The organism is Candidatus Avelusimicrobium aviculae (genome assembly GCF_949292495.1).
Taxonomy (GTDB): Bacteria; Elusimicrobiota; Elusimicrobia; order Elusimicrobiales; family Elusimicrobiaceae; genus Avelusimicrobium; species Avelusimicrobium aviculae.
In genome coordinates, this window is sequence record NZ_CASEZB010000014.1 from 1 (window position 1) to 23,814 (window position 23,814).

23 protein-coding genes are annotated in these 23,814 nt (G+C 49.3%); 10 read left to right on the forward strand and 13 right to left on the reverse strand.

The genetic code is table 11. The features are described 5' to 3' along the window. Window positions 1-150: 150 nt before the first annotated feature. Window positions 151-1,083: a diguanylate cyclase response regulator gene (locus tag ACQY33_RS02920; protein ID WP_428073766.1), complete on the reverse strand. Its 933-nt coding sequence runs from the start codon at window positions 1,081-1,083 to the stop codon at window positions 151-153. Window positions 1,084-1,145: 62 nt separating this feature from the next. Here ACQY33_RS02920 and ACQY33_RS02925 point away from each other — a divergent pair, with 62 nt between their 5' ends. Further along, window positions 1,146-2,447 carry a cation:proton antiporter gene (locus tag ACQY33_RS02925; protein ID WP_428073768.1) on the forward strand — a complete coding sequence of 434 codons (1,302 nt, stop codon included), beginning with the start codon at window positions 1,146-1,148 and terminating at the stop codon, window positions 2,445-2,447. Window positions 2,448-2,532: 85 nt separating this feature from the next. On the opposite strand, the gene ACQY33_RS02930 is transcribed toward ACQY33_RS02925, so the two are convergent. The 6 genes from ACQY33_RS02930 to ACQY33_RS02955 all read right to left on the reverse strand — a co-directional run bounded on the left by ACQY33_RS02930 (window position 2,533) and on the right by ACQY33_RS02955 (window position 8,218). Then, window positions 2,533-3,636 carry a glycerate kinase gene (locus ACQY33_RS02930; protein ID WP_428073770.1) on the reverse strand — a complete coding sequence of 368 codons (1,104 nt, stop codon included), beginning with the start codon at window positions 3,634-3,636 and terminating at the stop codon, window positions 2,533-2,535. Then, complete coding sequence (locus ACQY33_RS02935) at window positions 3,637-4,932, reverse strand: hypothetical protein (RefSeq protein ID WP_428073772.1); 1,296 nt, start codon at window positions 4,930-4,932, stop codon at window positions 3,637-3,639. A 54-nt stretch (window positions 4,933-4,986) separates the two neighbouring features. After that, window positions 4,987-5,334 carry a hypothetical protein gene (locus tag ACQY33_RS02940; protein ID WP_428073774.1) on the reverse strand — a complete coding sequence of 116 codons (348 nt, stop codon included), beginning with the start codon at window positions 5,332-5,334 and terminating at the stop codon, window positions 4,987-4,989. Between the two features lie 103 nt (window positions 5,335-5,437). Next, the gene (locus ACQY33_RS02945) at window positions 5,438-5,725 is read right to left on the reverse strand and encodes a hypothetical protein (protein ID WP_428073776.1); all 288 of its coding nucleotides are present in this window, start codon (window positions 5,723-5,725) and stop codon (window positions 5,438-5,440) included. Continuing rightward, complete coding sequence (gene recN / locus ACQY33_RS02950) at window positions 5,712-7,382, reverse strand: DNA repair protein RecN (RefSeq protein ID WP_428073778.1); 1,671 nt, start codon at window positions 7,380-7,382, stop codon at window positions 5,712-5,714. The genes ACQY33_RS02945 and recN overlap by 14 nt, the downstream gene beginning before the upstream one ends. After that, window positions 7,376-8,218 (reverse strand): NAD(+)/NADH kinase, encoded by an 843-nt coding sequence (locus tag ACQY33_RS02955; RefSeq protein WP_428073780.1) that lies wholly within the window; start codon window positions 8,216-8,218, stop codon window positions 7,376-7,378. The genes recN and ACQY33_RS02955 overlap by 7 nt, the downstream gene beginning before the upstream one ends. 107 nt (window positions 8,219-8,325) lie before the next feature. On the opposite strand from ACQY33_RS02955, the gene nifU reads away from it, so the two are divergent. The 8 genes from nifU (at window position 8,326) to ACQY33_RS02995 (ending at window position 16,040) form a co-directional block, all read left to right on the forward strand. Beyond that, a complete protein-coding gene (gene nifU / locus ACQY33_RS02960) occupies window positions 8,326-9,177 on the forward strand; it encodes a Fe-S cluster assembly protein NifU (RefSeq protein ID WP_428073782.1) in 852 nt (283 codons plus the stop codon). 5 nt (window positions 9,178-9,182) lie between these two features. After that, entirely contained in the window at window positions 9,183-10,352 is a 1,170-nt protein-coding gene (nifS, locus tag ACQY33_RS02965) for a cysteine desulfurase NifS (protein ID WP_428073784.1), read from the forward strand. Between the two features lie 56 nt (window positions 10,353-10,408). Further along, window positions 10,409-11,872 carry a bifunctional metallophosphatase/5'-nucleotidase gene (locus tag ACQY33_RS02970; RefSeq protein ID WP_428073786.1) on the forward strand — a complete coding sequence of 488 codons (1,464 nt, stop codon included), beginning with the start codon at window positions 10,409-10,411 and terminating at the stop codon, window positions 11,870-11,872. Between the two features lie 3 nt (window positions 11,873-11,875). After that, window positions 11,876-13,369 (forward strand): bifunctional metallophosphatase/5'-nucleotidase, encoded by a 1,494-nt coding sequence (locus tag ACQY33_RS02975; protein ID WP_428073788.1) that lies wholly within the window; start codon window positions 11,876-11,878, stop codon window positions 13,367-13,369. Further along, entirely contained in the window at window positions 13,369-14,355 is a 987-nt protein-coding gene (locus ACQY33_RS02980) for a tRNA dihydrouridine synthase (RefSeq protein WP_428073789.1), read from the forward strand. Before ACQY33_RS02975 ends, ACQY33_RS02980 begins: the two co-directional genes overlap by 1 nt. Before the next feature lie 112 nt (window positions 14,356-14,467). Then, window positions 14,468-14,893 (forward strand): 50S ribosomal protein L13, encoded by a 426-nt coding sequence (gene rplM / locus ACQY33_RS02985; RefSeq protein ID WP_428073790.1) that lies wholly within the window; start codon window positions 14,468-14,470, stop codon window positions 14,891-14,893. Window positions 14,894-14,907: 14 nt separating this feature from the next. Continuing rightward, window positions 14,908-15,303, forward strand: coding sequence for a 30S ribosomal protein S9 (gene rpsI / locus ACQY33_RS02990; protein WP_428073792.1), 396 nt, complete (start codon window positions 14,908-14,910; stop codon window positions 15,301-15,303). 137 nt (window positions 15,304-15,440) lie between these two features. Further along, a complete protein-coding gene (locus ACQY33_RS02995) occupies window positions 15,441-16,040 on the forward strand; it encodes a hypothetical protein (protein ID WP_428073794.1) in 600 nt (199 codons plus the stop codon). Between the two features lie 67 nt (window positions 16,041-16,107). Here the strand turns inward: ACQY33_RS02995 and ACQY33_RS03000 are convergent, their stop codons facing one another. The 6 genes from ACQY33_RS03000 to ACQY33_RS03025 form a co-directional block, all read right to left on the reverse strand. Next, window positions 16,108-17,589 carry a monomeric [FeFe] hydrogenase gene (locus ACQY33_RS03000; protein ID WP_428073796.1) on the reverse strand — a complete coding sequence of 494 codons (1,482 nt, stop codon included), beginning with the start codon at window positions 17,587-17,589 and terminating at the stop codon, window positions 16,108-16,110. A gap of 55 nt (window positions 17,590-17,644) precedes the next feature. After that, window positions 17,645-18,385, reverse strand: a complete 741-nt coding sequence (locus ACQY33_RS03005; RefSeq protein WP_428073798.1) for an endonuclease/exonuclease/phosphatase family protein — start codon at window positions 18,383-18,385, stop codon at window positions 17,645-17,647. 1 nt (window position 18,386) lies between these two features. Beyond that, window positions 18,387-19,826, reverse strand: coding sequence for a phospholipase D-like domain-containing protein (locus ACQY33_RS03010; RefSeq protein ID WP_428073800.1), 1,440 nt, complete (start codon window positions 19,824-19,826; stop codon window positions 18,387-18,389). A 102-nt stretch (window positions 19,827-19,928) separates the two neighbouring features. Next, window positions 19,929-20,774, reverse strand: a complete 846-nt coding sequence (locus ACQY33_RS03015) for a hypothetical protein (protein WP_428073802.1) — start codon at window positions 20,772-20,774, stop codon at window positions 19,929-19,931. Further along, window positions 20,771-21,685, reverse strand: a complete 915-nt coding sequence (gene cysK / locus ACQY33_RS03020) for a cysteine synthase A (RefSeq protein WP_428073804.1) — start codon at window positions 21,683-21,685, stop codon at window positions 20,771-20,773. Before cysK ends, ACQY33_RS03015 begins: the two co-directional genes overlap by 4 nt. A gap of 93 nt (window positions 21,686-21,778) precedes the next feature. After that, window positions 21,779-22,336, reverse strand: a complete 558-nt coding sequence (locus ACQY33_RS03025) for a sugar O-acetyltransferase (protein ID WP_428073806.1) — start codon at window positions 22,334-22,336, stop codon at window positions 21,779-21,781. 126 nt (window positions 22,337-22,462) lie between these two features. On the opposite strand from ACQY33_RS03025, the gene ACQY33_RS03030 reads away from it, so the two are divergent. Beyond that, window positions 22,463-23,809, forward strand: a complete 1,347-nt coding sequence (locus tag ACQY33_RS03030; protein WP_428073808.1) for an efflux RND transporter periplasmic adaptor subunit — start codon at window positions 22,463-22,465, stop codon at window positions 23,807-23,809. Window positions 23,810-23,814 lie beyond the last annotated feature (5 nt).

The following is a 23,814-nucleotide window of genomic DNA, read 5'->3' on the forward strand; positions in this document are numbered from 1 at the left end:
ATACTTTGTATCCACGGTAGGGATAAACGAAGAACAAATACGAAAATATATAGATATGCAGGGAAAAGAAGATTTGGGGCGAACAATGAAATTGTTCGTATAGAAAGAAACCCCGGGCGTAAGCCCGGGGAGTTTCATATGAAAACGGGATTAAGCGGTGCGGCGGTCTAACACAAAATAACTGAGGCCTTCATGCCGTTTAGCCAGGCATTTTAATTCACTGCCGATGTTGCTTACCATGGCAAAAGAAGTAAGCGGGCGCTGGCTGTTGTGCACAACGCCAATGCCTATGGACAAGAATTTAAAACGTTCCTTTTCCCCTTTGCGGTTAACGGATTCCATAAATCCTTGAGCCCGGTCCTGTTCATTATAAAAAGAAGGGGCCGTTGCGTCCAGTTGCTGGATAATGGTTTGTGCGATGTTTTGCGCTTTTTCAAAGGAACACACCACAATAAAATCATCCCCGCCTATGTGCCCCACAAAAGAGGTGTTATCCTGAGCGGAAGCCTGTATAATAATACCGGCCACGGAAACTAACACCCTATCCCCAGCGGCAAAGCCGTATTTGTCATTATAGGCTTTAAAATTATTTAAATCACAATATAAGACGGCAAATTGCCGGCCGGAGGCAATTTCGTTCTCCACCCGCGCTTGTATGGACGGGTTCCCCGGCAGGCGGGTAAGGGGGTTGCTGTCCATTTTTTGTTTATTGCGTTTTAATAATAATTTTACGCGGGCCACAATCTCATCCCCGTCCGCCGGTTTGTTTAAGTAGTCGTCTATATCTAGGCCAAGGCCTTCCATTTTGGTGGATTTATGCGTATCCGCCGTAAAAATAATAATGGGCGTGTGCAAATAGCCGGTGCGGCTGCGTATTTCACGCACCACTTCAAAACCGGTTTTACGGGGCATATCGTAATCTAAAATAAGCAAATCCGGGTTTTCTTTATACGTCTTTTCCACGGCGTCCTGTCCGTCTTCTGCTTCCACCACGGTAAAGCCGGCTTCAGTTAATACTTCGGCCACTAAAAAACGCAGGGTGGGGGAATCGTCCGCCAGTAAAATTTTCGCATTGTGTTCCATAATAATGTATTAAATGAAATATTGTTTCCCGGCGCAAGGATAAATTTTCATATAATAACAGTATGACTTACGCCATTTTGTTTATCGGTGCCGTTTTGTTCCTGGGGCAAATGTTTTCTTTCTTGTTTGAAAAAACCCGCCTTCCGGACGTATTGCCTTTGATGGTGCTGGGGATGATTATCGGCCCCGGCCTGCAGATAGTAACGCCGGATATGTTTGGCTCCGCCGGGGAAATTTTTACCACGTTGGCGTTGATTGTGGTACTTTTTGAAAGCGGAATTGACTTTAAAGTTTCCTCTCTGCGCGGCGCGGTGGGGCAGGGGTTGCTGCTTACTACGGTTTGTTTTGTGCTGGTGGGGGTGGTGGTTTCTTTTGCCGTGCATTGGACGTTAGGCTTGCCGCTGATGGCCTCTTTTATTATCGGATCCATTGTGGCGAATAATTCCGCCGCTATTATTGTGCCTATGCTTGCCAAGTTGAAAATTGCCGATAATACCAAAACCATTCTTTTTTTGGAAGCCAACTTAACTGGCGTATACTCCATTGTGGTGGCGTTGGCTTTGCTGGGGGTTTTGGTGAAAGGGGAAGCCGTATCCGCCGGGCTGGTGGGGCTGCAGATTGTTAAATCCTTTGGTATTGGCATTTTGTTTGCGTTGGCGGCGGGGCTGTTTTGGATGGGGGTGTTAAACCGTATCCGCCGGATGGAAAATGCCGTTTCGCTTACCTTTGCTTTTGTGCTTTTAGTATACGGAGCCAGCGAGCTGTTGGGGGGAGACGGCGCCATCGCCACGCTTACCTTTGGCATTGTGGCGGGAAATATACGTTTGTTCAGCCGGTTGTGGCTTAAAAAATTTGAGTTTAAAGGCGTTGCTTTAAACGCGGAAGAACGCGTATTTTTTGATGAGCTGGAATTTATTTTTAAAACGCTTTTCTTTGTATATATGGGCATTTGCATGCGTATTGGAGAATGGCAGTTTGTGGCGGCGGGAGCCCTGTTGGCCGCAGTAAAATTGTTGGTACGCTGGCCGGTGGTGGATTTGTGCACCTCTAAGAAAATAAGCCGTACAGACGCTTCCGTTCTGCTGGCTATGTGCCCTAACGGGCTGGTCAGCGCGGTGTTGGCGGCCATGGTGGCGCAGCAGTTGCCGGGGGACGGCGGCGCCGTGCAGGATGTAATTTATTCCGTTATTTTCTTTAGCGTTATTTTTTCCAATTTAATGTCTTTTCGTATAGAAAAAGGCGGGTTGAAATGGCTGGCGGACGGCGCTTTTACCCGCCACGAAGCGGCCGCCGTACCGTCGCCGGACCCCGCTTTGCAGCCGGCGCCCGCTCCAGACGGAGCCCAAGAACAAAATCCCTCTTAAATAGAAAGCCCGGCTTGAATAAGCCGGGTTTTCGTTTAACGCAACTTCGGGTTTATATGTAATTTATTCCGTATGCAATCATTTTTTATAACGTCTTGCAAAGGCGTTTTAGGTATTTGGCGGCGTGCAGACGGCAATCCTGCGGGGAGCGGGCAAAATCACTCAGTACGGCTATTTGGTCCGGCAGGAAAGAGCGGTGTTTCAGCGCGTCCTTGCCCAATTGCCCGCAAATGAACAGAACCGGTTTTTTATATTTTTTGGCCAGTTTGATAACGGCCAAGGGGGCTTTGCCGCCGAAAGTTTGGCTGTCCAGTTTTCCTTCCGCCGTGATAATTAAATCCGCGCGTTGCGCTTGTTTATTAAAGTGCGCCTTATGAAGTAAAAAATCCGCGCCCAGCAAAATTTTTGCGTTAAACAAGCCGTACAGGCCGGCACAAATGGCTCCAGCCGCCGCGGTGGAAGGCGTGTGGGCGATATCTTTGCCCAGTTCTTTTTTTATGCGGCGGGCGTAAACGGCCATAGCGCGGTCCAATAGTTTTACTTGGCTGGGATTAGCCCCTTTTTGCGGGCCGAATACTTTGGCGGAGCTTTTGGGCCCTAAAAGCGGGTTGGTAACGTCCGCCACGGCAAACAGGCGGACCCCTTTTAAATTTTTTACTAAACCCGTATTATCTATATGCGCCAGCTGCAATAAAGGCTGGGCGCCCAAGGCCAAGGGGCGGCTTTGTTTGTCCGAAAAGCGGGTCCCGCAAGCGGTGGCGGCTCCGCTGCCGCCGTCATTGCAGGCTACGCCTCCTAAACCGATATAAATATTTTTAACCCCTTTTTTTACGGCGTGCATAATGGCTTGCCCCACTCCGTAGGAAGTGGCGTTTAGAGGGTTCAGCTCTTCTTTTTTTGCCGTGCCTAAACCGCAAATGCGGGCGGTTTCTATAACGGCGGTTTTCCCGCCCGGCAACAGAAGATATGATGTTTTTTGATTTTTATAGAAAGCGTTTCGCGCGTGGAAATGTACTAAGCGCGAGGAGGGATACAGATATTTAAAAAAATCTATAAAGCCGTCTCCCCCGTCGGAGACCGGGGCGGAAAAAACACGGTGGCGGGGGGATAACTCTTTGTGCAAAATACGTGCCGCCTGCGGTGCGCTTAAAGAGCCTTTAAACGCATTGGGCAAAACGAGTATATTCATCTAAAATTTCCAGCTGGCTTGTGCGCTAAACACAGTGTTGGAAGTTGCCGAGTCTTCCAGCTCATCATTACGGGTAACGAATTGCTGGCGTACTTCCAGCCCTAACAATAAATCGTCTATGCGGGTTTCTACCCCCGCCCCGGCGGAAGCAGATATGCCGTTAGATTTGAAGGAGCGGCTTTCCACCTCTCCCCGGTAATTCAGGGATAGCATCTCATACCCGGCGTTGCCCGTTAAATAAAAAGCAAAGCGGTGTTGGGGGTTGATGTAATAATTTGCCGCCACGCCGATATTAAAAATTTGTCCGCTGGTTTTTACCGTAGGATTAGGATAGTGGCTCGGGTCAGCGGCGTTAGGGTCTAAATCCGGGAAGTCTACCCCGTCAATATTGGCTATGCTTAACGTGGGCCCCAGCCAGAAGTTGCTGTCCATTACCCGCCATAAAAACTTACCCGCAACCACAACGCTGGTGCCGCTTAAATCTTTGGGTTCTGTTTGGCCCTCAAAGCCGGGCAGTTTGCTTACGTTTAATTGCAAATCCAGCGGCATGGCGCCCAGCTGGATAGCTAAATATTTATTAAAGTTTTTTTCATTTTTTAAAGGGGATTCTTTTTTAGGCTGTTTTTTGGAGGCCAACTCCGTTTTGGCCGCGGCGGCAAATTCCTGCTGGGTGACCGTGCCAGATTTTACCCCTTTTAAAAAGGCTTCCTCATCGCTTAACATTTTGGGGGCTTGGGCGGTGGGAGTGACGGGCTGGGTGGGGGTTTGGGTTACCACGCGCCCGCCTACCACGGTGGCGTTTTGGGCGTCAAACACTTTGTCTATATCAGAATCAAAAGACAATCCTCCCGCCGCTTCCACCGTGCCGGTTTGGGCAATCTGCTGTTGCTTTTGCGCGGCCTGGGCGGCGGTTTCTATTTTTTGCTCTACATATTGCTGTTGTTGTTTTTCGCCTTGGTCATAGTCATACACTTCAATATTGGCTATTTGGGGCATGTCTATGTTTACTACGCCGCTGTCTGTTTGAAGTTTCAGGTTAAATTCGTCCAAATCTAAAATAACGCCGACAAGCTGCGTCCCGCCTTTAAGCAAGATGCGGTGCTTGTCCGGCAAAATCTGTTCAATTTCTTTTTGGTTGAGGGTAACAGTGCCGTAAGATGTGGCCAGGTTTAAAGTATATTGGGTTTGGCTTAAAATGGAACCGCTTAAAATAGTGCCGTCTTTTAACTTGATGCTTTCAGCCTGCAGGGCGGCGGCAGTGAGTAATGCGGTAAATAAAGCGATGCTTCTTTTCATGCTCCCTCTCTTAAAAACGCGGCGGAGCCGTGTGCCAGCCCCGCCGCGCTTAAATTATTTGGATTCTTTTTCCACTACTTCTTGCGTGTTTACTTCCGGCTGAGCCGCGCAGGCGCAGGGAGCCACCGCGTGTTTGATTTTGCGCAGAACTTTGATGATTTTAGCCAAAGTTAAGCTCATAATCATACCCAGCAAAATGGGCGTAATGGTATTAAGGATAAAGAACCATTTGTTCTGGCCGGCGTTTTCAAACACTCCGGCGGGAACCAACATGGCGCTGATGAAAAAGTACAGCGCGGAAACCAGCGTAAGATAAAACAACGCGATAAACACATAATACAAGTGTTTCAAGCAAAGCCAGTTATGCGGCCACCATTTGGCGCATTTGCAGCATTTAGACATAATGTTCCTCCTGTTTGATAAGGGCACGCCTGCAACAACCCCCGGCGAATCCTTATATTCATATTGTATCAAAAAGAAGGGCCCTGTAAAGAATAAGAAGAGCTTATTTTTCTGCCGTTTGGCGGGAAACGGATTCCAACGTTTTAAAAACGGCTATTACGGCGGCCAGCAAAACCATTAAAAGCAAACTTTGCACGGCGGCCGCCGCCCAAATTTGTTGTACAGGGGCGGAATAAGATTCCGGCGGCGGGACGAAAAATAAATATGTCCATTGGAAGGCGCTGTATAAAAAGATAAGAAACGGAATATAAAAAAAGAAAACAAAAATCCGGCGCAAGCCTTTTAAATCCAGCCAGCGGTGGGGGATAAAAATATTTTTATTTAGTTTCATTTTTTCTGCCTGCCCGTTTTAATAATTCCTGCGCGTGTATATACGCGGCGGATTTTGGGTCTGCGTTGCCGCCCAGCATGCGGGCGATTTCCGCCGTAAGGCTTTTGCCGTTAAGCGGGGTGATGGTTACTTCGGTGTTGTCTTTTTGGGCGGTTTTGGCTACGTGGAAGTTTTCATCCGCTTGGGCGGCCACTTGCGCCAAATGGGTAACGCACAAAACCTGCCTCCCGTTGGACACCTCCTTTAATTTTTCGCCCACCAGGTGAGCCGTTTCCCCGCCTATGCCGGCGTCTACTTCGTCAAACACCATAACGGGCACGGTGGGGGCCAGCACGGTTTTTAACCCCAGCATCACGCGGGAAATTTCCCCGCCGGAGGCGATATTTTTTAGCGGTCTAAGCGCTTGGCCTGGGTTGGGGGAAAATAAAAACTCCACTTTGTCTGCACCGGTGGGGCCCAGGTTTTCCTCATCCATTTCCACGCTGGCGCGGAAACGCACCGCGTTAAAACCCAGCGGGCGGATTTGCTCACACAATAATTGGGAAAGTTGTTCCGCGGCCTGCATGCGCTTGTCATGCATTTGCTGGGACAAACGCAGCAGCTGGGCGTGTTCTTTTTCCCATTCTTGGCGCAGGTGTTCTTCTTCCTCGTTTTGATGTTCCAGCGCGTGCAGGCGCTGTTTTAAATCCTGCGCGGTTTTTAAAACGTCTTCTATCCCGGGGCCGTATTTGCTTTTTAAGCGTTTTATTTTTTCATGGCGCGAAAGCATATCGTCCAGCGCTTGCGGGTCCAGGTTAATGTCGTCTTTGTAAGCGGCTAAAGAGGAGGCGGCGTCTTCCAAAGCGGCCAGGGCGGAGTTTAGACTCTCTGCCAGCTCGGCGGCGTTTTCATCCAACTGAGCCATGTCTTCCAAACAGCGCGCCGCTTTGCCGGCGCGTTCCGTGGCGGAAGATTCATCTTCGTATAATTCGTTATACGCGGTTTGGGCCAGCTCCAGCAATTTGCCGGAATTTTTCATTTTGGGCAGGCTTTGCTCCAGCTGCAAGTCTTCGTCCGCCGTGGGGTTTACATCCTCAATTTCTTTTAATTGGTAAGCGCATAAATCCCGCAGGCGTTCTTTTTCCTGCTCGGAAAGGGTGGCTGCGTTTAAGCGTTCTTCTATATTTTTTAAATGCGTGTAAGACGCCAGCACTTTTTGCAGCAGGGCTTCCTGCTTGGCAAATTTATCCAGCAGTGTTAAATGTACGGACGGGTGCAGCAGGCTTTGGTGTTCATGCTGGCCGTGAAAGTCCACCAAATAACGCCCGATTTGGGCCAAGGCGGATACGGTAACCGGTTTGCCGTTTATATAGGCTTTGCCTTTGCCGTGGCGGTCCAACTCTCTTTTTAGGGTGAACGTGTCTTGGGTTAATTGGCGTTCTTGGCGGATGGTTTCCGGCAGCATGTCTGAAGAAAATTCCGCGCTGACGGTCATTTTCTGCGCGCCGTCTTTAATGGCGTCCGCGTCACCCCGCGCGCCCAGCACAAAGCCCAAGGCTTCTATTACAATGGATTTGCCGGCGCCCGTCTCCCCGGAGAATACATTTAGCCCGGGCCCAAAGTGTAAACTTAAATTAGAAATGATGGCAAAATTTTGTATGCTTAATTTTTTTAACATGAACGGTTACCCCATTTCAGCTTTTGGCCTAGAATACTAAAAAAATCTCTTCCCGGTAAAGTAATCAGCCGGGCGCGTACGGTGCTGCGGGATATGACAACCCGGCTGCCCGCCTCCAGCGGAAAGTTGATTTGCCCGTCTAAGCTGGCGGTGGCTTGGTCTTCCGGATATTTAAAAGCGGGGGTAAAGATAATAGCCCCGTCCGCCGGCAAAATAAGCGGGCGTTGGCCCAGGGAGTGGGGGCAAATGGGGGTGAGTAAAAAAACGTCCACTTCCGGCGCGATAATGGGCCCGCCGGCGGCCAAAGAATACGCGGTGGAGCCGGTGGGGGTGGATACGATAATCCCGTCCCCAAAATATTTTTGCAGTTCCCGGCCGTTAAAGTCCGTCTCTAAAGAAAAAGCGCGCGCTTGGGCGGAGCGGATGACGCAGTCATTAAACGCCAGGCCTTCCCCAATTAAAGCGCCGCTTGCCGTTTTAACGGCGGTGTGCAGCATAAAACGCGGGTTGATGATGCCTTTGCCGTCCAGCACGGCTTCCAACGCTTGGCGGCAGTTTTGCACTTCACAGCCGGATAAAAACCCCAATGTCCCGCAGTTAACGCTAAATACGGGCAGGCCCAGCGGGGCCGCCGCGCGCGCCGCCTGCAGGGTGGAGCCGTCTCCCCCCAGACACACAACCAAATCCGCCCCTTGTTGGGCGGGCAGGAGGGAAAGGTCCGTCAAAATGTCGGCGCGAAGGTTTTTTTTGCGCGCCAGGGCAAGCAGCTCCTCTGCCAGCGGGCGGTTATGGGTTTTAAAGGCATTGTAAAAAATGACGGTGCGTTTAAATTTCATTGTTCCTTTATTTTAGCAAATATTACACTGCCCGCCGGTCCCGTTTAACCCGGGCGCGCGGCGGCCAAAATGATATAATATAAATAAGTAATAAAGTGAGGTTTTGTATGTGGGATTATACCGATAAAGTAATGGACCATTTTAAAAATCCGCGCAATGTGGGGGTTATCCCAAATGCGGACGGTACCGGCCAGGTGGGCAGCTTGGTATGCGGTGACGCATTGAAGCTTACCATTAAAGTAAATAAAGAAACCGATGTGATAGAAGACGCCAAGTTTGAAACGTTCGGCTGCGCCAGCGCCATAGCCTCGTCCTCCATGTTAACGGAAATGATTAAAGGCAAAACCATAGCAGAAGCCTCTAAAATCACCAATCAGGATATTGCCGACGCGCTGGGCACGCTGCCCGCGGAAAAAATGCACTGCTCCGTCATGGGTATGGAAGCGCTGGAAGCCGCCGTTAAAAGCTACCGCCAGGGCGGCAAACCCGTTACGTTTGAACAGGAAGAAGAAAAAATCATCTGTCATTGTTTTAACGTGTCGGAAGAAACCATTATTAAAGCCATACGCGCCAACCACTTAACCACGGTGGAGGACGTAACCCACTTTACCAAAGCCGGCGGCGGCTGCGGGCGCTGCAAAGGGGAAATACAAAAGATTTTGGATAAAGTAAACGCCTGCCAAGTTTCCGCGCCGAAAGCGGAAGAGAAAGATTTTTCCAAAATGACCCTGGTGGAAAAAATCCGCCGCATAGAAAAAGTGCTGGAAGAAGACGTGCGCCCTAAATTAAATATGGACGGCGGCTCCGTGGAGTTGGTGGATTTGGAAGGCGCCCAAGTAAAAGTGCGCCTGCTGGGCATGTGCAGCGGCTGTATGGGCGCCGCCGGCACCATTAAAAATTTGGTGGAAAAAGCTTTAAAAGAGAAAGTGGATCCTTCCTTAACGGTGGAGCATATTTAAATTGTATGAAAACGGTTTATTTGGATAACAACGCCACCACCCAATGCCTGCCGGAAGTGATAGAGGCCATGCTGCCCTATTTTGGAGAAAAATACGGCAACGCCTCCAGCATGCATACCTTTGGCGGTTCCAACCGCAAAGCCATAGACATCGCCCGCCAGCAAGTGGCGGATTTAATCGGCGCGCAATACGCCGATGAAATCATTTTTACTTCCTGCGCTTCGGAAAGCGACAACACGGCCATTTTGTCCGCCGTACGCACCCAACCCAAAAAGAAACATATTATCACTTCCGCCGTGGAACACCCGGCGGTGATGGAACCCTTTAAATATTTAGAGGCTCAAGGTTACCGGGTGGATTTTATCGGCGTGGATGAAAAAGGCAATTTTGACATGGCCCGCTTTAAAGAAGTGTTGGACGAAGATACCGCCTTGGTGTCTGTCATGTGGGCCAACAGCGAAACGGGCACCTTGTTCCCGGTAGAAGAAATCGCCCGCCTTGCCAAACAAAAAGGCGCACTGTTTCATACAGACGCCGTGCAAGCGGTGGGAAAAGTACCCGTTAACGTAAGCGGCATAGATATAGACATGCTTTCTTTGTCCGCCCATAAAATTCACGGCCCCAAAGGGGTGGGCGTGTTGTATGTGCGGCGCGGCGGGCGCTTTATGCCCTTTTTAATGGGCGGCCACCAAGAAAAACACCGCCGCGCCGGTACGGAAAACGTACCCGGTATTGTGGGGTTGGGCGTGGCGGCCGTATTGGCCAAAACCCGCCTGCAGGACGGCACCATGCGGCGCGTAGCCGCCTTGCGTGACCGGCTGGAACAAGGGCTGACGTCCGCTATCGCCGATACTAAAATTAACGGCAACCCCGCGGCCCGCGTACCCAATACCACCAATATCAGTTTTGGGTATATTGAAGGGGAATCTATTTTGATGTTTTTAAATGATTACGGCATTTGCGCGTCTTCCGGGTCGGCTTGTACGTCCGGCTCGCTGGAGCCTTCGCACGTACTGCGGGCGATGGGTGTGCCGTTTCAGTTTGCGCACGGGTCTATCCGCTTTTCTCTCTCTGACCAAACCACCCAAGAGGATATAGACTTGGTGCTTAAAGTAATGCCCGGCATTGTGGAAAAACTGCGTAAGATTTCCCCGTTCAGCCGGATAGCCGCATAATTTACGGGCCGCGGGGGAACCCGCGGTCCTTTTGTTTAAGACCCAAGGGAGGTTGTATGAAAAAAGTTGCCGTTTTGTTTGTGGCTGTGTTTTTCCCGGTGTTTTTATTTGCTAAAACCACGGTTATTTATCACACCAGCGATACCCACGGTTTTTATTACCCCAAAGACGGACGGGGCGGCTTTGCCGCGTTAGCCGGGCTTTTACAGCAGGAAAAACGCCCCTATTTATTGTTGGACTCGGGCGATTTTGCCAACGGCACCGTGGAAGCCAAAAATTCCCAAGGCGTAAAAAGCGTACTGTTAATGAATGCGGTGGGGTATGACGCTTCTACCTTGGGCAACCATGAATTTGATTTTAAGGACCCCGCAGTGGAGCCTATGCTGCGCGCGGCGGCGTTTCCTATTTTGTCCGCCAATTTTGTAGAACGCAAAAGCGGTACCCAGCCGGATTATTTACAGGCGTACCGTATTTTTGACGTGGACGGCGTAAAATATGCCGTCATTGGCCTAGGGCACGAATACCCCACCAACGATACGGAACAATACAAAATTTTAAAAACCTCCAAAGTGTTAAAAGAAGTGTTAGAAGAAGTAAAAAAACAAAACCCGGACGTGGTGGTTTTGTTGGACCACAACTCTATTGCCGATGACAAGCACGGCAAGGATTCGGGATTACTCAAATTAGCTTTAAAACACAAAGAAGATATTGATATTGTGCTGGGCGGGCATGCGCATAAAATCATTCAAAATGAATACCACGGAGGTATTTTGTTTGTGGAAAGCGGTTGCTATTTGCAAAACGTAAGCCGCATTACGGTGGAAACGGACGATAAAACCGGCAAATTGGTGTCCGCCAAGTCAGAGTTAATTCCGTTAGATACGCAAAAGACCGGCCTGTACGCCCCGGTGGCCGCCCTGGCGGAAGCGTTAAAAGAACCGGGCATGGATAAAGTCTTGGGAACGGCGCAAGCTAAGTTATCGCGCACGCCGGTTAAAGGAAACGAGGGAGACTCTCCCCTTAACAACTGGGTGGCGGATATTTGCCGCGATTACAGCGGCGCCGAAATATTTATACACAATAACGGCGGCACCCGCGTTGATTTGGAAAAAGGCACCGTTACCAAGCGGGATCTGGTCAACATGCACCCGTTTGGCAATACCATTACCAATGTAAAGGTAAGCGGCAAATTTTTGGAAAAATTTGTAAAGTTTGGCTTGGCACCGCGCAATTTGTTTTCTTATTCCGGTTTAAAAATTGAATACAAACTGCGCAAAGGAAAAGTACAGGATTTAAAAATTTGGGTAAACGGCAAACCGCTGGATAAAAACGCTACCTATATTGTGGGAACCAATTCCTACATCGCGGGCGGCGGCAGCGAAGGCTGGATGTTTAAAGAAATTGAAGATAAAGATAAAAAACAAGTAGGGGACGACAGCATCCAGGAAATTATGGAAGAAGCCATAGAGGAGCAAAGCCCCTTAAAACCCGTTCCTACCGGGCGTATTATCATTAAATAAGGTATGAATAAAAAAGTTTTTTTATGCGGTTTATTTGCGAGTTGTGTGCTGTTGGGCGGGTGCTTTAAAAAAGACGCCAAAACGGTGGATATTTTTTATACATCGGACATACAAGGTTTCTTTTGGATCCGCCCCGAACCCCGATTCGGCAACCGGGACGTGGGCGGCTACGCCGTATTAAAAAACTTTTTGGAAAAACAAAAACAGCCTTATTTATTGTTGGACGGCGGAAACTGGTTCAGCCAAACGCCGGAGGGACTTCTTTCCAAGGGGGAATTTTTGCCCCGGCTGGCGGGGTCTATCCCGTATACGGCGGCCGCGGTGGCGGATAAAGATTTGGTTTTCGGCTGGCCTTCTTTGCGCCAAATTATCCAAAAAATGCCGTATCCGTATATCATTTCTAATTTGACCATAGACGGCAAAAACCCTTGGCCCACCCACGATTATTTAATACGGGAAGTTAACGGCGTAAAAGTAGGTTTATTTGCTTTGTTGGACCCTAAACCGGTAAACACCACCCACCGCTTGACCGGCATGAAAGCCACGGACCCGGTAGCTGCCGCCAAAGAAATGAGCGAGCGGTTAAAAGAAAAAGGAGTGCATGTGGTGGTGTTGTTGAGTTCGGTGGGTTCCCCGGAAAAAGAAGGGGTGAGTGACGCCACTTTGGCGGAAGAAGCCCCCGCCATAGATTTAATTTTAAGTTCTAACATGGACCGGGAAAACGCCGAAACGGACAAAATCAACAGAACCTTTATTGTTTATCCGGGTGCCAAGTTTGACAGTTTGGGCCGCATCCGTTTAACGTTTGATAAAAACAACCAGCTAAGCAATATAGATTTTGAAGACATTTTACTGGCTAAAGACACTTTTGGGGAGGACACCCAAATCGCTTCCGCCACGGATACGCTACGCAAAGAAACCCAGCATAAAATGAACGCGCGGGTAACTTCCGCCCAAGAAGAAATAAAAGGCAATTTGCATGGGGAATCCAGCCTGGGCAATATTTTAACGGATTGTTTGCATAAATGGTCCCGCCTAGACGGAGCCGTTTTAAATGCAGACTCTATACGCGCTTCCCTGCCGGCCGGGCGCATCAGCGAATATGACGTTTACCGCATGTACCCTTACAGCGACGCCGTTACCTTTGTTACCATCAAAGGACGGGATTTGAAAAAAGCGCTGGAAGCTTCTTTGGCGGCCAAAGACAATTTTCCTCAAATATCCGGCATGAAAGTTTGGTATAACGCTTCGGATAAAGAGGCCCCCGCAATCACCCGCATTGTTTTTAACGGCGGGCGCGTATTGCGCCCCCAGGAAACTTACCGCATAGCAGTGACGGACCACATCATGGCCGGCGGTTTTGGACATGATGAATTTATTAACGCGTTGGAATTTAAAAATACATTTGTGGAAGCCCGCCAGATTATGCGTTCCTGCCTGATTAAATACAGAGAGCTGGACGTACCCCCTCTGGGCCGCTGGCAAAAGGAAGATTAATGAATTTTATCCGCCCGCTTAAAATAGCCGGCGTTACCTGCGCCAATAATTTGGTATTGGCGCCCATGGCCGGGATAACGGATTCCCCTTTTCGCATTTTATGTTTGCGGGGCGGGGCGGGGCTTGTTTGCGCGGAAATGGTTTCCGCACACGCCCTGCATTACGGCAACGCGCGCAGCGGGAGAATGCTTCAGGTATCTGCTAAAGAGCACCCCGTTTCCATGCAAATTTTTGGTTCAGACGCGCCCACCATCGCCCAAGCCGCCCGCAACGCCCAGGCGGCCGGGGCGGATATTGTGGATTTAAACGCCGGCTGTCCCGTTAAAAAAATAAACAAGGCGGGGGCAGGCTGTGTACTGATGAAAGACCCGGACCATTTAGCCCGTCTGCTGGAAGCGGCGGTGAAAGCCGTCAGCATACCGGTTACGCTTAAAACGCGTATTGCGTTAAACCATAAAGAATTTTTGGGGGCCCGGTTGGCGCATTTGGCGCAGGAAGCGGGCGCGGCGGCTGTGGTTATGCACGCGCGCGCCGCGGTGGACGTGCACAGCGGCCAGCCCAATATAGAAGCGCTGGCCCAGGTGTGCGCGGCGGTAAAAATACCTGTTATTGGCAACGGCGGCGTGCTGAACGCGCGGGACGCAAAGAATTTTTTTCAAGCGGGCTGCGCCGGCGTGATGATTGGGCGCGGGGCCGTGGGCAACCCGCTTATTTTCCGGGATATAGCCAATGAACTGCAAGGCCTGCCCGTTACCAGCCATACCCCTGCCCAGCGTTTGCAAACCTATTTGGCGCTAATAGAAGAAAACGTGGCCCATTATGGGGAGCGCATTGGCATTAACCGCAGCCGCAAAACGGCCGGGTATTGGATAAAGGATTTCCCCAACGCGGCCGAAGTGCGGGGCCGATTTGTACGCCTGGATTTGCTGGAGCAGGTGCAAAGCCTGTTTAAAGAAGTGCTGGCCTCTTTACAGCCGGCAGCGTGAAAAACCTGCAAAAAACGCTGTTGATTTTGCTATAATATATAGGAAACCACGAGTCATTAAGACAGCGGCCACCACTCCGCTGCGCATTAATTACAAAAGGTAGAAACAAAACATGACAAAAACTTTTTTGCCTTCCGTAAAGGAAGTTGAAACCTCCCGCAAATGGCATCACATTGACGCCAGCGGACAGACCTTAGGCAGACTGGCTACCCAAATCGCCGTGCTGCTGATGGGCAAACACAAAAGAACTTACACCCCCAGCATGGACTGCGGAGACTTTGTCGTAGTTACCAATGCTGCCAAAATAGCCGTTACCGGTAATAAATTGGAACAAAAAATTTATTTCACCCATTCCGGTTATGCCAAAGGCGGTAAAGAAACCCCGCTTAAAAGACAGATGGAAAAAGATCCTACCCGCGTGATTGAACTGGCGGTAAAAAGAATGTTGGACGTGAACAGACTCCGCGCCCCCAGAATGAAACGCCTGCGCTTGTTCGCCGGTGAGGAACATGATTTTGGCCATCGTTTTGGCAAATAAGAGGGAAACTATTTATGAACAATACCAAAGAACTTAAAACCGGAAGAAGAAAAACCTCCGTCGCCCAGGTTGAACTCTTAAAAGGCAAGGGCGAAATTACCATCAATGCCAGAACTTTGGAAGACTACTTTGGCGGCTGTGAACGCTATAAAGCGGCGGTAAAAGCCCCGCTCGTGCTTACCAATTTGGACAAAGAGTACGACGTGAAAGCCAAAGTAAACGGCGGCGGTGTAGCCGCTCAAGCCGGCGCCGTGCGCCACGCTATTGCCCGCTCCTTGGCTAATATCAGCGAAGATGTTAAAAAAGCTGTAAAGAAAGCCGGTTTCTTAACGCGCGACCCCAGAATGGTGGAACGCAAAAAACCGGGTCAGCCGGGTGCCCGCAAACGCTTCCAGTTCTCCAAACGTTAATCGTTGGGCGGAACCAAGTTTTGCAAAACCCCTTTCCACAGGAAAGGGGTTTTCTATTTTAAAAAATATAGGGCCTATACAAAAGGTAGGCCCAAGGGCCCTGGTCCCCTGCGGCGGGGTTTTGTATGCTAATAAATATGAAGAAAGTGATTTTACTGGCTGTTTTATTCTTGTCCTTTACAGTTCCTTCTTTCGCCCAAGGCTATCCTCAATGGGTTTATTACCTTTGGCAAGTAGATCAGGAACTCTACCCCGCCGGGCTTTTGGCGAATTGGTATGACGCCCGCCACAAAAAAGAAGAAACCTACATTTCTATTTGTTATCATGATTTTATGATGCCGGAAAGTAAGTTTGTGAAGGCGGTGAAAGAGATTTATGGTGAAAGGGCGGATAACCAGCTTACGTCTTTATACGCTTTAATAAAAGGGCGCAGGGAGTGGCTGCAGCTGGAAACCAATAGCAATAAACTGTTTGCCCCATATGCGGTGGCTGCCGGCAACCCGTTGGATTTATCCACTATGAGCGAAGAGACTTTTTTAAGGCTGCGCGCTATGTTAAAGTTGGATTTTGACCATAAGAGCCGGTTTGCCGATAAAGTGGAACGCCGCGGAAATACTGTTTATGTATGGTTTCGGGACTGGACGACGGAGGACCGTATTATCCGGTTAGGCTTTGAGGTAAAAGAAAAAATATTGGATATTTGCCTAAACGATTGTGATGACGACCCGTTTAATTAAGGTTTGTGTTCTTTTCGTAATCTAAAAACCCCCGCTTTTGGCGGGGGTTTTATATTTATCGTTTTAATTATTTGTTTTCTTTTTTATCCGTTTTCTTGCTTTCGTGCAAGACGGCGGGTTTTACTTTAGGGCTTTTGGCTACCAAATCTTGAATAGGCTTGATAACCTGGGCTTGTTTTTTCATGGTACAGGGGCCGCCAATACATCCGCCCTTGCAGCTCATTACTTCTAAGAGCTGAAAATCACCAATCCCTTTGGCGTAGGCTTGCAGCATAAGCATGGCTTTTTTATCCAGCCCATTAATAGCCATTTTTTTAATGGTCCGCCCGGGCAGGGCGTGTTCCACAGCTTGCGCTACGCCGCCGGTAACGCCGTAGTAACGGCCTTCACCGGAGATAGAGGGGTCTAAAGGAGTGTCTTCACATTCGGCAGGATTAATGCCTTTTGCGTCCAACATGGCGCCCAATTCTTCGTATGTCATTACATAGTCAATATTGGGGTTGTCCGTCGCTTCTACGCGTTTGGATACGCAGGGCCCTACAAATACGGTGGTAAAACCGTTTTTCTTTTCCATTTCAGCCGTATAGGCCATGGGGGTCAACGTATCGGAAACGAAAGGCTTTAGGGTGGGCAAATGTTTTTTAACAGCCTGTATCCAGGCGGAGCAGCAGGACGTGGTCATAAACTTGTCTCCGCGTTCCAAGCGTTCCACCAGTTCAGCCGCTTCGTGGGCGGTGGTTACGTCCGCGCCCAAGGCTACCTCGGTTACTTTGTCAAAACCGGCTTTCTTAATGGCGGTCATCAGCTGCGGGAGGGTGCAGTCAAACTGGCCCACGATGGAAGGGGCTATCATCGCGCATACTTTTTTGCCGCTTTTCATGGTGCTTAAAATGTCAATTAATTGGCTGCGTTCCATAATGGCGCCAAAGGGGCACGCGTCCATACAATGCCCGCAGGAAATGCATTTGTCAAAATCAATTTCGGCAAATCCGTTTTCCCCTTTATGAATGGCGTTTACCGGGCAGGATTGTTCGCACGGAACGGGCACATAAGTAATGGCGTTGTAGGGGCAGGCTTCTTTGCATTGCCCGCAGTTTTTACATTTGTCCGGGTCAATTTTAGAGCGGCCGTTCTCAAAAGAGATAGCCCCGAATTTGCATGCCTGTTGGCACGGGCGTGCCAAACAGCCTTGGCAGGCTTCCGTTACGATATGGCGCGCTTTCACGCAGCCTTTGCAGGCAATATCCATTACGGTAAGCGGGGTGGACGGGATGTCTTTGCGCAGCAACGCCTGTTTGGCGTATTCATTTAAAGAGGTTGCTTCGTCGTCTTGCTCCACACTGCCTCCTAAAGCGGCCAGTGTGCGGGCGCGGAAGACGGCCCGTTCTTTATAAATGCAGCAACGCACGGCGGATTTGGAATCCGGCGGAATTACTTTAAAAGGAATGCGAAAAGCGTTTGTTTCCAGTTCGCCCCGGTCAAAGGCCTCAATTACTTCCCGCAAGGCCCGGCGTTTAAAAAATACGGCTTTATTGTCTGTTGTGTTCATAATTGTTTCGTAAAAATAAGCTATTTTTTATATTTTAGCATATTTGGAAAGGGGGTTATTGCACTTCCAGCAGGGCGGTAAGGGGGTTATGGTCCGACGCGGGGGAAGGAAGCGCTTCCGCGTGCAGCAGTTTTAACCCGCGCGTAAATATAAAATCCAGTTTTTTGCCAAAAAAGCAAGAGCGATTGTCCGGTTCAAACGCTATTTCTTTTAATTGTAAAGATTGCGCCGTTTGGAGCATGGCGTTTAAACGTTTTTTGCTCCACACGTTAAAATCACCCGCCACCAAAGCGGGGCCGTCAAACCCGCGCAAGAGTTCCGCCGCGGCCGCCATATGCAGGTTAAACGGCTTTAATCCTCTAAAATTGATGGCATGTAAATTAATTACCAACAGCGGGTCCCGTTCGGTAGGGTAAAGGGTGCTAAGCGTCATTTTAGGGGTTTGTACGAAAGGTTCAAACACATTGGCGCGGTAATCGGCGCGCAGCGCCGGGGCGCGGCACCCGGTGGCTATACCTATAGGGGCTTTGCGCAGAAAGGAAAAAAAGCTGACGGCGGACGTCCATTCCAGCCCGGCGGAGCAAAAACTGTTTTCTTCTTCCGGCCGGAACATGATTTCCTGCGCAAGAAACAAATCGCTCTTTTGGCAGTGAAGGGCAAATTCTTCTTTCCAGCCGTGGTTTTTGCATTTATGCAGGTTCCATACACATAAAGCAAACTGGCGCGGAAGGCAGGGCCTTTGCGCTTTTCCTTTTATAATTAGGATATGATCTTTTTCCGGTTTGGTGTAAAACATATCAGTAGTAAGGGGTTAACAGTTTAAAGGCGTTATCTCTTATTAATTTCCACATAGGCGGGCGTTGGTGCGGGTTGAGCACTTCCGCCTTGGCGTTTTGTTTTTTTGCGTGAATGATTTTAAGCGTTTGGGCGGCAGGGCCCGGGCCTAAACATTCCAAATTGCACTCAAAATTAAGCCGGAAGCTGCGCACGTCCCAATTGGCGGAGCCGATAAATGTCCACACTTCGTCCACCACGAGAAGCTTGCTGTGGTCAAAAGGAGAAGGGGTATGATAAATTTTAACGCCTCTTCTTAGCAAGCGGGGAAAGTTGGCCCGCATGGCCCAGTCCATCCCCCATATGTTGCTTTTGGAAGGAAGGATAATTTCCACATGTACCCCGCGCATACTGGCCAACACCAAGGCGTTAAGCACGTCCCTTTCCGGCAGGAAATACGGCGTAACGATATGTATGGATTTTTGGGCGCAGACCAAAGCCCCCATAATTAATGTTTTAATTTTGCCAAAATCATTATCCGGCCCGTCCGGAATAATGCGCGCGGGGGTGGCTCCGGGAAGGATGATTTTTTCCGAAACAGAAAACGGAATAAAATGCTTTTTCCCGGAAAAAATCCAATCTTCCTCAAAAACCCGTATCATTTGTTGTACTACTGGCCCCTGTACTTTAAAGGTTACGTCTTGGATAGGTTCTTTAGGCTGTTGGGCTACCAAGTTGCCCTGCGCAATATTCATGCCGCCAAAAAAGGCTTCTTTCCCGTCTATAATCATTATTTTGCGGTGATTGCGCAAATTAAGAAAAGGCAGCGTAACCGGGCTTTTGGAGGGGAGGAAAACGCTGAACTCTATGCCCTTGTATTTTTTAACGGCGCGCGCTAAATTGGGTTTGGAATAATTGAGCCCCACCCCGTCTACCAGAATTTTTACTTTTGCCCCGTTTTTTACGGCGTTTTGTGCGGCGGATAAAATCATTTGGCCGGCCTTGTCATTATTAAAAATATAGCTGGAAATTAAAACTTCTTTTTGGGCGGAAGATATAAGGCGGCACATTTCCGGGTAGGCGGCGTCTCCGTTAATATAAGGAGTGATTCGGTTCCCGGCGGCAAAATGTTGCGGGTGTACTTTATAACCCAAACGAAGCAACTGTATAAAAGCGGGGGGTATGTGGCGTTGGGCTTCTGTTATATTGGGGTTAGAATGTGTAATGATATTGGGCCCGCTGTTGCGCAGGGACAGGGCCTTGCGGTGTATGCGGTTTATCCCCAATAATACATAGATGACCGTACCCAATAACGGGGTAAGCCAAATAAGGCCCATCCAGCCTATGGCGCTGGGGACTTCGTCCTTATGTAATAAAATATGTATGGTAACGCTGAGCTGCAAAACAACATACAGCGCGCCGGCTATACCAAAAGAAGATAGGGCTATTGGGTCCATATGCATATACCCATTATAGGAAATCCGCCGGGGTTAGTATGTTAAAAAATTTAGTTAGCGGAATTTTTAACATGCTTGTGCCTGGGAAAGACTGGCAACCGCTTGTGGTTATTTTTTATTTTGTTCTTCTTGTTGTTTTTTGCGGCGTTCCAACGCGGCGCCTTTTATCAAGCGCGGGCCGTATAAATATTGTTCCGTAGTGCCGCCTTCCACCAAGGCGCGCTGCCATTTGGCGGCTTCCCGGCGTTTTTGTTCTTCTTGTTCTTGCAGGGCTTTTTGGCGGGCGGCCTCGGCTTCTTGTTTTTTCTTTTCCTGCGCTTGCGTGTAGTTTTTGTTAGCGTCTGAGATTTTCTTTAAATAAGCGTTATAGGATTCGTCGTCAAAAAAAGCGCGGGTAAGCCGGTCGTCCTCAAATACATAATAAGTGAAAATAGGTTTTTTAGGGTTTTGTTGTAATTGAAAAACGATTTGCGTGGTGTTGTTTTGCAAGTCGCTTACATTTAAAAAAGTGGCTTTTGGGTAAGCTTTCTCAAAAGCGGTGCGGGTAACGGTCATATCCACGTTATATTTTTGTTGCAGGGCCAATACTTCCGGCACTGTAGAGGCGGCGGCTAAAAACCGGGTGGGTTCTTGGGCGGAAAACAAAAATTTTCGGAAAGAGTCCTCGTCCCCGTAGCGCAGCAGGACGTATTCTTCTCCGGAAGAAGCCGTTAATGTGTCTTGTATGCTGGGCACGGTGGTGGCGGCTGTAAGCACTTGGGATACGGTTTTGTTTTTAAATGCTTTTTCAAGCTGGCGGGTGGAACTTTTCCAGACGGACACACTGGGTTCAGAGGAAGAAGAGGGATAATCTTTTCCGTCCATTTCTATTATAATAATATCTTCCTGCGCGGCCCACCCGGCTTGCGAGGCGGTTAATAAAAGAATACAAGCGAGGGCATGCTTAAGTTTCATTCTTCAAACTCCCAAGTGCTTAAATATCTTTCTCCGCTGTCTGGAAAGATGACCACAATATTTTTCCCTTCATTTTGCGGGCGGGCCGCTACTTGTAAAGCCGCCCACAGCGCCGCGCCGGAACTGATGCCGGCCAAAATCCCCTCGGACCTAGCCAGCGCCCGGGCCGTATGGCCGGCGTTTTCCGCCGTGACGGGGATAATTTCATCTATCAGCTTGGTGTCTAAAATGTTGGGGATAAATCCCGCCCCAATACCCTGCAGTTTGTGTGGGCCGGGCTTGCCTCCGGAAAGGACAGGGCTGTCCTGCGGTTCTACGGCTACGGTATACAAGCCGGGACAATGTTTTTTTAACTCTTGGGCCGTACCGGTTAATGTCCCTCCGGTTCCCACTCCGCAGACTAATATGTCTGCGCGGTTATCTAAATCTTTTAGGATTTCCAAAGCGGTTTGGCTGTGGGCTTGCGCGTTAGCGGGGTTTTCAAATTGGGAAGGCATAAACGCCCCGGGATTTTGGGCCAAAATTTCCTGTGCTTTATGGATGGCACCGTTCATGGCTTTGGATGCGGGGGTGAGCACAATATTTGCCCCCAGCGCTTTTAGCAGTTTCACGCGTTCTGGGCTCATGTTTTCGGGCATGGTAAGGGTAATTTCATATCCTTTCACCGCCGCTAAAAAAGCTAATGCGATTCCCATATTCCCGCTGGTGGGCTCTACAATGCGTCCGCCGGGTTTTAGCTGTCCTGATCGCTCGGCCTGTTGCAATATATTTAAGGCGGCGCGGTCTTTAATGCTGTACGGATTAAACATCTCCAGCTTGGCGTATAATAAACCGGGACCCGGGTTTAACTTTTGTATGCGCACCAAGGGTGTATCGCCAATTAATTGTGATATATCTTCTGCCACTTTCATAAAATCCACCTTAACCGAAAGCCAAAACGCCTGTTTAAACAATAGGCAGCGTACCGGCGGACAACTCGGAAATTTTATTTACGCCAAATACAATCAGCCCAAAAAACGGCGGATTATTTTTGCCGGGCTTCCCGCCACTACTGTGTTGGGGGCCACGTCGCGCGTAACTACGGCGCCGGCCGCCACAACGGCGTTATCGCCCACCCATACGCCGGGCAATATGATGCACCCTCCTCCCAGCCACACGTTTTTGCCGATGCGTACTTTTTGGGCGGACTCCAAGCCTTCCAGCCGTTTTTGCGGCTGTAGCGGGTGGGTGGCCGTGTATATTTGCACGTTGGGACCAATAAGGGTATTATCCCCTATTTCCACTTGGGCGCAGTCCAAAATGGTGCAGTTAAAATTAATAAAAACATTTTTGCCCGTATATATTTGGGCTCCATAGTCACAAAAGAAAGGGTATTCTATGTGCAGGTCTTCGGCGGCGTTAGGCAACAGTTCCTTTTGCAGCTGGGCGCGCAGGGCCGCATCTTGCGGGGAGGTAAAATTTAATTTCTTTAACAATTCCCTGGCGCGGTTTCTTTCTTGCAGCAGTTCCGGGTCTGCCGCGTTATATGGGCGGCTTTCCAACATGTTTTGTTTTTCACTCATATATGTATTGTAGCAATTCCTAGAATAAATGCCAGCGGTTAAAATTTATTTACCGAGCGGTAAACAAAATTGTTAAAAACTTGCTATAATTTTAAAGGACGTTTATTTTACAAAAGAGGATACGTTATGCAAAAAGTAGCTAGAAGTTTAATAGGGGTTTTGCTTTTAACAGGCGTGTTATGCAGTGTTGCCTGTAAAGATAAAACGGTTGCCGGGCAGAGTGCCCCGGTGGCGGTAAATGCCATTAAAGTGCTTAAGACGGATTTGCCTTGGAATATAGAATATCCTGCCCAGGTGGCGGGTTCTTTGCAGGTGAATATTCGCGCCCAGGTGGGCGGAATTTTAGAAGCGCGCCTGTTTAATGAAGGGGAATATGTAAAAGAAGGTACCCAGCTTTTTCAAATAGATGACAAAGAATACAAAGCGGCTTTAGCAAAAGCAAAAGGCGCTTTGGCGCAAGCCCAGGCGCAAGAGCGCAGCACCCGGCGGGAATACAACCGCATGAAAACGTTGCGCGCGGACAATGCCGTCAGCCAAAAAAATTACGATGACGCCCTTTCCGCTTTTGAAGCGGCTCAAGCGGACGTGCAAGTGGCCGAAGCGGAAGTACGCAACGCGGAAATTAATTTGGGTTACACCAAAGTAACGGCTCCCATTTCCGGTATTACCGGGCGGGAAGCTCAGTCCGTTGGCAGTTTAATTTCCCCTGCCGGGGAAACGGGTTTTCTTACCACCATGGTACAAATTAACCCGCTGTGGGTAAATTTTTCCATGCCGGGCCGCCAGTTTGAAAAATTAGCCAGCGGTTATGTGTCAGGGCAGATTGTGTTGGGGGATAAAGAATCCGCCCCCGCCATTGATCCGAAAGTATACCGCGAGGTGGCCCCTTCCAAAGCGCCCGTTTATGTAGAGGTTGTCCTTTCTAACGGCAAAGTATATCCGGAAAAAGGAAAAATTATTTTCTTTGACAGCACGGAAAACGCCCAAACTTCCAGCTTGGCTATGAAAGCCCAGTTTGCCAATCCTAATAACAGCCGCCAGCTTATGCCCGGCCAATTTGTGCGCGTGCGTTTAGTGGGCGCTACTTATAAAGATGCGGTTTTGGTTCCCTCTTCCGCCGTGTTGAATACGCCCAACGGCATGATTGTATATGTGGTGGATGAAAATAACGCCGTTTTGGCCCGCCCGGTGCAGGGGGAATTGCAGGATAATATGTACATTATCACGGAAGGCTTAAAAGGCGGGGAAACCATTGTTTCCGGCGGGTTGATTAAAATTAAACCCGGCATGCAGGTAAACGTAACGATGAAAGATTTCTCTTTGCCGGCCTCTTTAGGCGGTAAAAAAGAAGAGGATAAAAAAGCCCCGTCCGCACAGGAAACGGAGGCCGATGCTTCCGCCCAGCCTGCCCAAGACCAAGAACAGCCTGCCGCCCAACAGCCAGAGGCCGCGGCGGACCAAGCGGAAAAATAAGAGGG

Bases quoted from the DNA above. Each gene is read 5' to 3' on its own strand.
- nifU (WP_428073782.1), top strand. From the start codon at position 8,326: ATGTGGGATTATACCGATAAAGTAATGGACCATTTTAAAAATCCGCGC.
- ACQY33_RS03030 (WP_428073808.1), top strand. From the start codon at position 22,463: ATGCAAAAAGTAGCTAGAAGTTTAATAGGGGTTTTGCTTTTAACAGGC.
- cysK (WP_428073804.1), bottom strand. From the start codon at position 21,685: ATGAAAGTGGCAGAAGATATATCACAATTAATTGGCGATACACCCTTG.
- rpsI (WP_428073792.1), top strand. From the start codon at position 14,908: ATGAACAATACCAAAGAACTTAAAACCGGAAGAAGAAAAACCTCCGTC.
- ACQY33_RS03015 (WP_428073802.1), bottom strand. From the start codon at position 20,774: ATGAAACTTAAGCATGCCCTCGCTTGTATTCTTTTATTAACCGCCTCG.
- ACQY33_RS03010 (WP_428073800.1), bottom strand. From the start codon at position 19,826: ATGCATATGGACCCAATAGCCCTATCTTCTTTTGGTATAGCCGGCGCG.
- ACQY33_RS03025 (WP_428073806.1), bottom strand. From the start codon at position 22,336: ATGAGTGAAAAACAAAACATGTTGGAAAGCCGCCCATATAACGCGGCA.
- ACQY33_RS02955 (WP_428073780.1), bottom strand. From the start codon at position 8,218: ATGAAATTTAAACGCACCGTCATTTTTTACAATGCCTTTAAAACCCAT.
- ACQY33_RS03005 (WP_428073798.1), bottom strand. From the start codon at position 18,385: ATGTTTTACACCAAACCGGAAAAAGATCATATCCTAATTATAAAAGGA.
- ACQY33_RS03000 (WP_428073796.1), bottom strand. From the start codon at position 17,589: ATGAACACAACAGACAATAAAGCCGTATTTTTTAAACGCCGGGCCTTG.
- ACQY33_RS02925 (WP_428073768.1), top strand. From the start codon at position 1,146: ATGACTTACGCCATTTTGTTTATCGGTGCCGTTTTGTTCCTGGGGCAA.
- ACQY33_RS02970 (WP_428073786.1), top strand. From the start codon at position 10,409: ATGAAAAAAGTTGCCGTTTTGTTTGTGGCTGTGTTTTTCCCGGTGTTT.
- ACQY33_RS02920 (WP_428073766.1), bottom strand. From the start codon at position 1,083: ATGGAACACAATGCGAAAATTTTACTGGCGGACGATTCCCCCACCCTG.
- ACQY33_RS02930 (WP_428073770.1), bottom strand. From the start codon at position 3,636: ATGAATATACTCGTTTTGCCCAATGCGTTTAAAGGCTCTTTAAGCGCA.
- ACQY33_RS02935 (WP_428073772.1), bottom strand. From the start codon at position 4,932: ATGAAAAGAAGCATCGCTTTATTTACCGCATTACTCACTGCCGCCGCC.
- ACQY33_RS02980 (WP_428073789.1), top strand. From the start codon at position 13,369: ATGAATTTTATCCGCCCGCTTAAAATAGCCGGCGTTACCTGCGCCAAT.
- recN (WP_428073778.1), bottom strand. From the start codon at position 7,382: ATGTTAAAAAAATTAAGCATACAAAATTTTGCCATCATTTCTAATTTA.
- ACQY33_RS02945 (WP_428073776.1), bottom strand. From the start codon at position 5,725: ATGAAACTAAATAAAAATATTTTTATCCCCCACCGCTGGCTGGATTTA.
- nifS (WP_428073784.1), top strand. From the start codon at position 9,183: ATGAAAACGGTTTATTTGGATAACAACGCCACCACCCAATGCCTGCCG.
- ACQY33_RS02995 (WP_428073794.1), top strand. From the start codon at position 15,441: ATGAAGAAAGTGATTTTACTGGCTGTTTTATTCTTGTCCTTTACAGTT.
- ACQY33_RS02940 (WP_428073774.1), bottom strand. From the start codon at position 5,334: ATGTCTAAATGCTGCAAATGCGCCAAATGGTGGCCGCATAACTGGCTT.
- rplM (WP_428073790.1), top strand. From the start codon at position 14,468: ATGACAAAAACTTTTTTGCCTTCCGTAAAGGAAGTTGAAACCTCCCGC.
- ACQY33_RS02975 (WP_428073788.1), top strand. From the start codon at position 11,876: ATGAATAAAAAAGTTTTTTTATGCGGTTTATTTGCGAGTTGTGTGCTG.